Raw genomic sequence first — 11,594 nt, 5'->3', positions numbered from 1 at the left:
TTACCGGTGTCCGAGAATCAAAGCCGTCTGGATCTGTTCATCGACCGCATGATGTCGCAGCGTGCCTGTCTGGATTTTGCCATTGCGCATACCCGCGGCATGGCCGGTCCGGTGTTCGAACTGGGTCTGGGCAATGGGCGCACTTATCACCATCTGGTGCAGCATATGGATGAGCGTCCAGTTTACGTTTTCGAACGCGCGGTCGCCTCGCACCCAGATTCGACCCCACCCGAGGATCGAGTAATTCTGGGCGATGTGCGCGAGACGTTGCCGTCATCGGTTGACCGTTTTGGTGCGACCGCAAGCTTGATCCATGCGGATTTGGGCGGGCACAACCGCGAAAAGAACGATAAATTTGCACGTTTCGTGTCGCCGCTGATCGAGCCATTACTGGCCCCGGGTGGCCTGATGGTGTCAAGTGACCGTATGTATTTCGAAGGGCTGACGGAGATGCCGCTGCCCGCAGGCGCTGTCGAGGGGCGCTGTTTCATTTACCGTCGCTGACCAAAAAGGGACGCCAGCATGATTTTCTACGACTGCTCAACAGCCCCAAACCCCAGGCGTGCCCGCATGTTCATTGCGGAAAAAGGGCTTGAGATCGAGACCCGCGAAGTCTCGATCGCCAAGGGCGAGCAATTGAGCGCGGCGTTTCGCGCCATCAATCCGCGCGCCACTGTGCCTGTACTGGTCACCGATGAAGGCACAGTTCTGACCGAAAACATGGGAATTGCCGGATATCTTGAAGCGCGTTGCCCCGAACCACCTTTGATGGGGCGAAACCCGGATGAAAAAGGTTTGGTTCTGATGTGGAATGCGATCGTCGAGCAGCAGGGTGGTTTGCCCATCGCCGAAACACTTCGCAACAGTCATCCGGCTTTCAAAGACCGCGCCATTCCTGGCCCGTCCAACTATGCTCAGATCCCGGAACTGGCGCAGCGGGGAAAAGATCGTGTGGCGCGGTTTTACGATCTTTTGGAAGCGCGATTGACGGAAAGCCGGTTCCTTGCAGGGGATGAATTTACGCTCGCCGATATTTCGGCCTTTGTGTTTGTGGATTTTGCGCGGGTGATCAAAATGCGAATTCCCGAGGGTAACGTCGCCACAACTGCATGGTTTGAAAACATAAAATCCCGCCCCAGCGCCAGCCTGTAGTAAACGGATTTTTGGGTGCGGTTTCCTGCTGACCCAGACTGTACAGAAATGTCTAGACAGAAGTGAACAGTGTCACTAGCGTCTCCGCAGATTCTGTTTTGGGAGAGGTTCGGATGAAATCTCAGTATCGCGTTGTGGTCATCGGGGGCGGAGTTGTCGGCGCCTCGGTTCTGTATCACCTTGCCAAGTTCGGCTGGTCCGATGTTGTTATGCTCGAACGGCGGCGATTGGCGTCCGGGTCTTCTTGGCACGCGGCGGGTGGCATCCATGCACTGAACGCTGACCCGAACATGGCGACATTGCAGGCCTATACCATCGACCTTCTCAGCGAGATCGAAAAGGAGTCGGGCCAGAATATCGGTCTGCACATGACAGGTGGTTTGACCCTTGCCGGAACGCCTGAACGGTGGGAGTGGTTGCAGGCCAATTACCGTATTTTCCAGTCCATCGGCATCGATGATTGTGAATTGCTGACCCCGCAAGAGGCACAGAAACGCTGCCCGATCATGTCGACGGATGGCGTTATCGGGGCCATGTGGGCGGATCGTGAAGGGTATATCGACACAACCGGCACCGTGCAGGCTTATGCAACAGCAGCCAAGAAACGTGGCGCTGAGTATTACGAGGAAACCAAGGTCGAAGAACTGATCCAGACCGATGATGGCTGGCAGGTTGTGACCGACAAAGGCACGATCACTTGCGAACACGTTGTGAACGCTGCGGGTCTTTGGGCCAAGCAGGTCGGGCGCATGGCTGGTGTCGAGCTGCCGGTGTCGCCGCTTAAGCACCACTATCTGATCACCGACACGGTGCCAGAAGTTGCTTCCGCCGATTTTGAGATGCCGATGACCGTGGATCTTGAAGGGTTCACCTATATGCGGCAGGACCAGAAAGGTGTTCTGGTCGGCATTTACGAGGTCGATCACGAGCACTGGGCCATGGATGGCGCGCCCTGGAACTACGGTGAAGAATTGTTCCAGGAACAGCTCGACCGGATCGAGAACGAATTGACCCTGGGCTTTGAGCGTTACCCCTCAATCCAAAATGTTGGCATCAAGACATGGGTGAATGGGGCCTTTACGTTCTCACCTGATGGTAATCCTTTGGTCGGGCCTGTCCCCGGCAAGCGTGGCTATTGGTCGGCTTGCGCTGTGATGGCGGGCTTCCTTCAAGGGGGTGGCGTTGGCAAGACGCTGGCCGAATGGATGATCCATGGTGAGCCCGAGGCCGACGCCTGGTCCATGGATGTGGCCCGTTATGGCGATTATGCACAGAACAAACGCTATATCCGCGAAACCACTGGGCAATTCTATTCCCGTCGTTTTGTGATGACCTATCCGAACGAACAGCTGCCCGCAGGCCGTCCACTCAAGATGGCCCCGGCACATGACGCAATGACAGAAGCAGGCTGCAAATGGGGCGTCAGTTGGGATCTGGAAGTGCCGCTGTATTTCGCAGAGAAAGGGTTCGAAGAAACGCCGACGCTCAAAAGGTCCAACGCACATGACATCGTGGCTGAAGAGTGCAAGGCCATCCGCGAAGGTGTGGGCCTGATGGATATTTCGGGCTTCTCGCGGTTTGAAGTCACCGGCCCGAATGCCCAAGCGTGGCTCGACAGGGTGATGGCCTCGAAACTGCCTGCCCCGGGGCGCGCGAAACTGGCCCCAATGCTGGGTGAGGACGGGCGGCTCAAGGGTGACCTGACCGTGTTGAACTGGGGCGACGGTACCTGGTGGATCATGGGCAGCTATTATCTGCGCGCCTGGCACATGCGCTGGTTCGACGATCACATGATTGAAGGTGTCGAGCTGCGTGATCTAGGTGAGGAATATTGCGGCTTTGCCGTGGTTGGGCCGAAATCGCAGGCCGTGGTCGAGAAGCTGGCGGAACAGGACATCTCTGGCCTCAAGTTCATGGGCTGCGGCGATTTTGACATCGGCCTTGTTCGGGCTCGCGTGGCGCGTATGTCGGTGACCGGCGAAAAAGGGTACGAGATCAACTGCCGCTATGGTGACCACATCAAGCTGCGCCGTATCTTGTTGGAGGCCGGTGCCGAAGAAGGCATTCGCGAGGTTGGTTTCAACGCCATGGGGTCGACCCGGTTGGAAAAGAGCTTTGGCATTTGGTCAGCGGAGTTCACGCAAGCCTATACACCCGGCATGACCGGCATGGATCGCTGGATCGATTGGGAAAAAGAGTTTGTCGGTAAAGAGGCCGCGCTGGCCGAACGTGATGGCAATGGTCCGGCACAGGTGCAGGCGACGCTGGAAATCGATGCGGTTGATGCGGATGCCAGCGGGTACGAGCCGATCTGGGCCAATGGTGAACGCGTTGGTTTTGTGACCTCGGGTGGCTATGGGCATTACACCGGCAAATCGCTGGCAATGGCGCTGATCGACCGCGACAAAGCTGAACCGGGCACGGAATTGTCCGTCCACGTTGTTGGCGTGGAACGGTCGGCACGCGTGGTTGCGCCGTCGCCTTATGACCCGCAAGGCAAAGCGATGCGAGGCTGATCATGAGCGCTCAGGACCGAGGACGCAGGCGGCGCGGACGGGGGGCTGAGGCCGCCCCGCCACCCAGCCGCGACGTGAACTATCGCCAGCTCAAGAACCCTTTCCCGCAAATGGAGGTGTTTCCGGCGGAGCAAATTGCGGACATGCATGAAACCGCGTTGCGTACGTTGGAAGAATTGGGCGTAAAGGTACTGCTGCCCGAGGCGCGCAAGCTTTTCAAACAAGGCGGCGCGCGCGTAGACGAAGACAGTGAAATGGTCTTCATTGGGCGCGAAATGATCGAGGCCGCGGTGGCCTCGGCCCCCAATTCTATTGATTGCCGAGCCGGCGCGCGGCGGAGGGACTTCACGCTTGAACTGGGTTCGCTGGTGTTTCAACCAGGCGCGGGCGCGCCGAACGCAACCGATCTTGAACGCGGTCGTCGCCCCGCGACAGGGCAGGATTATCTGGAGTTTCTGAAGCTTACGCATCATTTCGATGTGTTCCAGATGATTTCGCCTCAGGTCGAGCCGCAGGACGTTCCAACCCATTTGCGCCACTATTTTACGACACAGGCACAGATGGAACTAACGGACAAGTTCCCGTTCTTTTTCTCGCGTGGCACGCCGCAGGTGATGGATTGCTTTGAGATGCTGTCCACAGCCCGTGGCCTTGCGGATGATGAATTCCGGGGCAATGCGCATTGCTACACAATCATCAACACCAACAGCCCGCGCACGTTGGACATTCCGATGGCGCAAGGTCTGATCGACTTTGCACGTCATGGTCAGATGTCGATCATCACACCGTTTACCCTGATGGGGGCGATGGCACCGATTACGGTGGCGGGGGCGATCACTTTGTCCCATGCCGAGGCGCTTGCAGCTTTGACCCTGACGCAGTTGGCCAAGCCCGGTGCTCCGGTCTGTTATGGAACGTTCACAAGCAATGTAGACATGAAATCCGGTGCGCCTGCATTCGGTACTCCGTCACATTTCCAAGCGTCCCTGGCGGCGGGGCAACTGGCGCGGCATCTTGGGCTGCCCTGGCGGTCTGCTGCAGGATCAGCGTCAAACATCAACGATGTGCAGGCCGCGAACGAGAACCAGTTTGGTTTGTGGGGGTGCTTGATGGCCGGGGCGACCGTGATCATCCACTCTGCTGGCTGGCTGGAAGGTGGTCTGACCGTATCTTTCGAAAAACTGGTCTGCGATGCTGAGGTCCTGAACATGGTGGCCGAACTTTGCGCGGGCGCGCAAGCGGGCGCGGTCGAGATCGGATTTGATACTGCCTTGCGTGAAGTAGAACCCAGCGGTCACTTCTTTGCCTCAAGCCAGACCATGGAACGCTATAACACCGAGTTCTATCAACCGCATCTGCACGATTATGCAAACTTTGGCACCTGGACCGAGCGAGGTGCAGTAGATGCCAACCATCGGGCGGCTGGCGTTTGGAAGGGCATTCTGAATGACTTCAAAGCTCCAACAGTTGATGGTGACAAATTGGGTGCCTTGCACGATTTCATCAATCGCCGAACCGCCGAAGGCGGTGCACCGCCGGAGAGTTGAATGAATTCCAAACCCATCCTGCATCGCGACGACCCCGAAGCCGAACCTCTGGTCGGCAACATCAAGGTCACGCGTGACGACTGGCTGAACGTGGCGATGGATGTGCTGATTTCGGACGGCGTGGACCAGATCAAGGTTCTGAACCTGGCCGAGCGGATGGCTGTATCGCGATCATCTTTCTATTGGTATTTCAAGTCCCGGCAGGAGTTGTTGGATGCACTCCTGGCCCGTTGGCAGGCGACCAACACCGCAGCATTGGTCGCACAAGCCGAAGCCTCGGCCGAGACGATCACGGCAGCCGTTTGCAATGTGCATCGATGTGTGGTGAATACAGAACTGTTCGATACTGCGCTGGACTTTGCCGTTCGTGACTGGGCGCGCAAATCCGGTAAGGTGCGGCGGGCGCTGGACCAATCCGATGCACGGAGGCTTGAGGCGCTGCACGCTATGTTTGCCCGCTATGGCTATTCCGACATCGAATCTGAGACGCGCGCACGCGTGTTGTATTACATGCAGATTGGTTACGATCTGGCGCAGTTGAACGAACCCATAGAGACGCGAGTTTCTATGGTTCCGCATTACCTCTATGCCTTCACGGGCGTTAAGCCGAAACCTGAAGAAGTCGAAGAATTCAGCGTGTATTCAATGCGCTATTGGAAAGGAGAACTGACATGAGTCAACCAGACGCTATCATTATCGGCACCGGGGTGATCGGCGCAGCAATCGCGTTCGAGATGTCCAAAGCAGGTTGGAAAACGTTGTCACTGGACCGTAACACTCAGGTCGGTCACGGATCTACCGCAGGGTCCTGCGCCATTATCCGGATGCACTACTCGACCTTCGACGGGACCGCATTTGCGTGGGAAGGCTACCATTATTGGCGGGACTGGGCCGACTACTTGGGTCTGCCCGAAGATGCCAATCTGGCCCAGTTCCGTGAAACGGGATGTCTGGTCATGAAGACCGACGCAAACGGCATGTTGGAAAAGCACATGCGCAATTCGTCGGATTTGGACTGCCCCTTTGAGGAATGGTCGGCTGAGAAAGTCGTCGAGCGTCTGCCGGTTTATTCGTTGGATAGCTTTGCCCCGGCGCGTCGTATGGATGATCCGGAATTCGGCCAGTCCAACGGGCGGAAGATGACCGGGGGTGTGTATTGGCCGCAAGCGGGATACGTCACCGACCCGGCCTTGTCTGCGCAGAACCTGATGGATGCCGCGAAACAGCATGGGGCCGAAGTGCGCACTGGAGCTGAAGTCACCGAAATACTGACCGAGGGCGGGCGCGTTTCCGGTGTCAAACTGGCGTCGGGCGAGGAAATCCACGCCAAGGTCGTGGTCAACGTAGCGGGGCCGGGTTCGGCGATCATCAACGAGATGGCCGGTGTTCTGAACGACATGACCATCAAAACCCGTCCCTTGCGGCAAGAGGTGGTACATGTTCCGGCACCAGAAGGGTTCGACTTTGAAAATGACGGAACCATCGTCTCGGACAGCGACATTGCCTGTTATTGTCGCCCGGAACATGGAAACCATATCCTTGTCGGATCAGAAGACCCGGAATGTGATCCGCATCAGTGGTGCGAGGACGATGTGAACTATAACCATGAGTTCACTGACCAATGGACTACGCAGGCGATGCGCTATGCGCAACGCGTCCCCAGTCTTGGCATCCCATCGAAAACGCGGGGAGTTGTTGACCTGTATGATGCGTCCACCGACTGGATTCCGATCTATGACAAATCCAGTCTTCCGGGGTTCTACATGGCGTGCGGTTCCAGCGGGAACCAGTATAAGAACGCGCCGATTGCGGGTAAGATGATGACGGCTCTGATCTCGTATTGTGAAGGTGGTGCCGACCACGACGCAGAGCCGCTGCAGTTCGAGCTGCCCTATATCAAGCGGAACATTGATGTGGGCTTCTATTCCCGCAAACGCCCGATCAACGAAGAAAGCAGTTTCTCGGTGCTGGGCTAGTCGCGGGCCACAAATGCTCTACGTCATGCGGGGCTGGCAACGAAGGTGGCCCCGCTATGACCGACAAACAGACCAAAGTTTTGATCCTGGGAAGTGCCCCTTCTGCGTTAGAGGCACGGGCTTGGTCTCGCAAGCCTTTCACGCATGTCGTCGCAATCAATAACGCTTGGCGCATTCGCAAGGATTGGGACTTCCTGATCCATCCCGAAGACTTTCCAATTGAAAGACGCCCAACGGATATCGGCCCCACTCAACGCATCGTCACGGCGGAGGATTACGTCCCACGACAGAATGAATATGGTGGATTCGTTTATGCAGGTGGAACCATGGCCTTTACCGCTGGGTATTGGGCGTTGTCGGCTTTGAACCCGGCTGTAATGGCATTCTTTGGATGTGATATGGTGTATTCGGGTTCAGGACAGACCCATTTCTACGGAACCGGAGCCGCAGACCCGCTGCGAGATGATGTGACACTGCGTTCGCTTGAAGCCAAATCCGCACGCCTTGGGCTGTTCGCCGCTGCACAAGGGTGCAGAACTGTAAGGCTGTCCAGTGGGCCTAGCCGTTTGGTATTCCCCTCAACCGGTCTATCGAACCTTTCTGCGTTGCCCCTTGTCGATACAATCGGAATGCGTGCAGCTCAGCAGGCCGAGCAAGACTTGGGTTATTCTGTCGAGTCGGGCCGGTATTGGGAGGTTGAACACAAGTTCGACCCGGTAAAGATCGATGCGCTGGACAGAATGTGGTTGCAGGCCTATCGGGCGGGCGCGTTAGAAAACGCGGCGTAGTCTGACTCAGGTCGCCGCGAAAGTTACCCAGGCCCAGACCATCGCCACATATGTCAGGTTGTGCATCAATTGATCCAACCCGGCTGCGCGCCAAAATGCGGCTTGGGAAGGTTCCAGGCGATTCTTGTCGGAATAACTGGCTTTAACGAAATCGATATTGAAGTGGATGATCCATTCCAGCGCGGCGACGATTAAAATGAAGGTCAGGGGCGCACCAAACACAGCAAACACAATGACAGAGCCCGCGACATGCACAGCAGCATGTTGCGCGCGTCCCAAGTGAAAATACTCACCACGTCCAGCAAGCATCTTCGGTGTCTGGAGGTAAAAGTCAGCGAACATATGCTTTACAAGCAGCAAGCAAAGCATAAGGAACACTGCGCCAAAACTGGCAGTCAAAAGAACCCTCCCGATATCGTCCTGCTGACCACTCTAGGCAATTAGATGGGCATACGTAAATGAACTAGTTCACATAAGCTTAAGAATTCGCGTAATCGGGAAAAAAATTGCTAATTGTGTCTGGATGGCAGTAGAGTCATGCTGTTGAATTTGCGTGGATAACATCTGAACCGCGTCGTCGGTCAGCAGCAGGGGCAGGTTCCATAGAACGCACGATTTTCCGCTTTATCTGGAAGTACTCCAAACGCGACCAGCTGATCTTGCTGGCCGTGACAGCAACCTTGTTCCCGCTGCTGTACCTGACGCTGGAACTGCCAAAGCGCATTATCAACGACGCGATTGGTGCACCCAACCCGGAAGTGACCATCTTGGGCTATACGATGTCGCAGACGAATTTTCTGGTCATTCTGTGCTTTGCGTTTTTAGCGGCCGTGTTGGGGCATGGCCTGATGAAAATGCGCATCAACACCATGAAAGGTGTGCTGAGCGAGCGGATGCTGCGACGCTTTCGCTATCAGTTGATCAGCCGCGCATTGCGCTTTCCGCAACCCTATTTCGAGCGAGTCAGCCAGGGTGAGATGGTGTCGATGATCACCGCTGAAAGCGAGCCGATGGGCGGGTTGATGGGGGACGCGATCAGCCAGCCTGTTTTGCAGGCCGGTCAGATGATCACGATCCTGACCTTTCTGTTTTTGCAGAGTTTTTGGTTTGGTTTGGCCGCTGTGGCGTTGATCCCGGTGCAAGCGTGGCTGATCCCTAAGCTGCAACGCCAGATCAACCTGCTGAACAAAAAGCGTATTCAGGAAGTGCGGGTGCTTGCGGCCCAAATCGGTGAAAACGCTGCAGGGGCGTCGACGCTTCGCACAAATGGCGGCTGGCGGTATCGCCGTGCGATGATCTCCGACCAATTGGGGCGGTTGTTCGGCATCCGGTTCGAGATCTACCAGAAGAAGTTTTTTATGAAATTCATAAACAACTTCATCTCTCAACTGACGCCATTCATGTTCTACCTGATCGGTGGTCTGCTGGTGCTGCAAGGCTCGGTTTCGTTGGGAGCGCTGGTTGCAGCGCTTGCAGCCTACAAGGACCTGAGCTCACCTTGGAAAGAGCTTTTGACTTACTACAACCAGACGCAGGATATGTCTTTGCGTTGGGACGTGGTGATTGACCGCTTTGCGCCAGGTGGGATGCAGGACGAAGCCCTGTTTGAGGGCGAAGCTGACGCACGCCCTCATCTGAACGGCGACATAGTGCTGGATCATGTTTCGGTTCGGGACATGGACGGCAATCAGGTGTTGGACGATCTGAACCTCAGCTTTCCCGGCGGGAAGACAGTCGGCATTTCGGCACCCAGCGAAGAAGACAGACGGGCGATTGCGGAACTGTTGACGCGTGAAATCTTGCCAACTGGCGGCAAGGTTCGGATTGGCGAGGTCAATCTGGCCGAATTGCATCAAGGCGTCGTAGCCGCACGTATCGGGTATGCCACCTCACGCCCCGTCATGTTTCAGGGCACACTGGGTGACAATGTGATGATGCCGATGCGGTTCCGTCCTTTGGCAAATAGTACAGATGATCCCGATTTCGCAGAAACCTTGCGGGCGGGGAACAGTTCCGATCCGTTCAAGGCGGATTGGCTTGATCCGTCTTTGGCCGGACTTCAGGACGCGGCAGCTCTGCGCGATTGGTGGTTGCAACTGATCGACGGCATGGGCTCGGGCGCGGCCCTGTTTCAACGCGGTGCTGAACAAACCTTCAACGCAGCCGAGCATTGTGAACTGGCTCAGAAACTGGTCCAGCTGCGACCGACTGTGCGTCAGGCTGTTCAGGATGCGGGGCTTGAACAACAAGCGTTGATTTTTGATCGTAACCTGTACAACCCGGCCCTGCCTGTGGCCGAGAACCTGCTGTTTGCCACGCCCTGTGTGCCGGTGAACCACGCCTTACTGGTGGAACAGAAGGTCTTTCTGGGCCAATTGCGAGAGTTGGGCCTGGATGAAACACTGATCGCATTGACCCGCGACGTGATCGAGATGTTGCGCCAGATCTTTGGCCTTGACGGAACGGATCACCCATTGTTCCGCAAGCTTGGGTTGGATGCACAGACTTATGAAGCCGCCGTGGATTTGGTGGAACACACGCGCAAGGAAGGCTCGGCGGGGCTGGATGATGAACAGCTGGCCAATATGCTGGCGGTACCGTTTGTAATTTCGGCCGAACAGATCGGGCCTGCGTTCACTGATGAACTGAAGAACCGTATCCTCGAACTGCGGCACAGCCACTCTGAGAAGCTGATGGAGCGTTTGAAGGATGTCTTTGTTCCTTTGGACCCCGAAGTTTACGCGCCGGGGCTGACAGTCATGGAAAATGCGCTGTTCGGAAAAGTCAGTCAGATTGGCGGTGCCCGTTCCGATGAGGCGCGTAAGCTGATTGTTGATGTGCTGGCCGAAAACGGTGCGCGGCCATTGGTGACGGAACTGATTTATGACGTGCCGGTGGCCTTGGGTGGTCAGAACCTGCCCGCAGTGTTTGCCGAGCCATTGGCGTTTACCCGGGCCACGATCAAAAAACCGGACATCCTGATCCTGGAAAGCGCTTTGGCCAGCTATGACATGAAAACGCAGGTGGCCGTCTACAAGAAACTCCGAGAGTTGCTGCCTGAAACAACTGTCATCTACCTGAACGATCAGTTCGAAAATCCCGATGTATTCGACATGTACGTGGAAATCCGGCAAGGTCGTGTGGTCTCGGACGGAGGACCGGTCGACGTGGAGGAAGACAGCGCAGCATCAGCAGACCTGGCGCGAAAATTGCGAGCCTTGGAACAGACCCCCTTGTTTTCGGGTCTGGACCGGCGGCAGTTGCGTCTGCTGGCCTTTGGTGCACGCTGGTTCGAAGCCGAGCCGGGGCAGGTGGTATTCCTGAAAGACGATCAACCAACCGATGGCGCCTATGTTGTGCTTGAAGGTGAGGCCGGTCTGTACCTGCCACAGGACCAAGGACCGGATCAGCTGATTACCACAGTAGGGCCGGGTGCTTTGGTCGGAGAGCTGGGATTGATCCGCAAAGAGCCGCGCGCGTTGAGCATGGTGGCAGAAACTCAGCTTTCCTGCCTGCGCATCGGTGAAGAGGAATTCCTTGCCGTTGTCGAGAACGACGCTGCAACCGCCTTCAAGCTGCTTCAGGTGATCGCAGGCTACGTCTCCAGTTAAGCGA

The 11,594-nt window shown here is 56.4% G+C and carries 9 protein-coding genes; 8 read left to right on the top strand and 1 reads right to left on the bottom strand.

Annotated features, from left to right (window positions below):
• Window positions 1-6: 6 nt before the first annotated feature.
• From ACR3EH_RS06390 to ACR3EH_RS06360, 7 genes are all read left to right on the top strand, one after another.
• Window positions 7-504: a class I SAM-dependent methyltransferase gene (locus tag ACR3EH_RS06390; RefSeq protein ID WP_371732018.1), complete on the top strand. Its 498-nt coding sequence runs from the start codon at window positions 7-9 to the stop codon at window positions 502-504.
• An 18-nt stretch (window positions 505-522) separates the two neighbouring features.
• On the top strand, window positions 523-1,152 hold the full coding sequence (locus ACR3EH_RS06385; RefSeq protein ID WP_171647592.1) for a glutathione S-transferase family protein: 630 nt from the start codon (window positions 523-525) through the stop codon (window positions 1,150-1,152).
• A 113-nt stretch (window positions 1,153-1,265) separates the two neighbouring features.
• Entirely contained in the window at window positions 1,266-3,668 is a 2,403-nt protein-coding gene (locus ACR3EH_RS06380; protein ID WP_171187067.1) for a GcvT family protein, read from the top strand.
• Between the two features lie 2 nt (window positions 3,669-3,670).
• Complete coding sequence (locus tag ACR3EH_RS06375) at window positions 3,671-5,215, top strand: trimethylamine methyltransferase family protein (protein ID WP_171647590.1); 1,545 nt, start codon at window positions 3,671-3,673, stop codon at window positions 5,213-5,215.
• Window positions 5,216-5,890, top strand: coding sequence for a TetR/AcrR family transcriptional regulator (locus ACR3EH_RS06370; protein ID WP_171187063.1), 675 nt, complete (start codon window positions 5,216-5,218; stop codon window positions 5,888-5,890).
• Window positions 5,887-7,191 carry an NAD(P)/FAD-dependent oxidoreductase gene (locus tag ACR3EH_RS06365; RefSeq protein ID WP_171187061.1) on the top strand — a complete coding sequence of 435 codons (1,305 nt, stop codon included), beginning with the start codon at window positions 5,887-5,889 and terminating at the stop codon, window positions 7,189-7,191. The genes ACR3EH_RS06370 and ACR3EH_RS06365 overlap by 4 nt, the downstream gene beginning before the upstream one ends.
• 56 nt (window positions 7,192-7,247) lie before the next feature.
• Window positions 7,248-7,979: a hypothetical protein gene (locus tag ACR3EH_RS06360; protein ID WP_171187060.1), complete on the top strand. Its 732-nt coding sequence runs from the start codon at window positions 7,248-7,250 to the stop codon at window positions 7,977-7,979.
• A 6-nt stretch (window positions 7,980-7,985) separates the two neighbouring features.
• Here the strand turns inward: ACR3EH_RS06360 and ACR3EH_RS06355 are convergent, their stop codons facing one another.
• A complete protein-coding gene (locus ACR3EH_RS06355) occupies window positions 7,986-8,348 on the bottom strand; it encodes a DUF3307 domain-containing protein (RefSeq protein ID WP_171094491.1) in 363 nt (120 codons plus the stop codon).
• 245 nt (window positions 8,349-8,593) lie between these two features.
• Here ACR3EH_RS06355 and ACR3EH_RS06350 point away from each other — a divergent pair, with 245 nt between their 5' ends.
• Window positions 8,594-11,590 (top strand): cyclic nucleotide-binding domain-containing protein, encoded by a 2,997-nt coding sequence (locus ACR3EH_RS06350; protein WP_171187151.1) that lies wholly within the window; start codon window positions 8,594-8,596, stop codon window positions 11,588-11,590.
• Window positions 11,591-11,594 lie beyond the last annotated feature (4 nt).

The organism is Ruegeria sp. BG7, from assembly GCF_056535685.1.
Note: the sequence above shows the minus strand (reverse complement) of the source record. Positions and strands in the feature narration are given on the sequence as shown.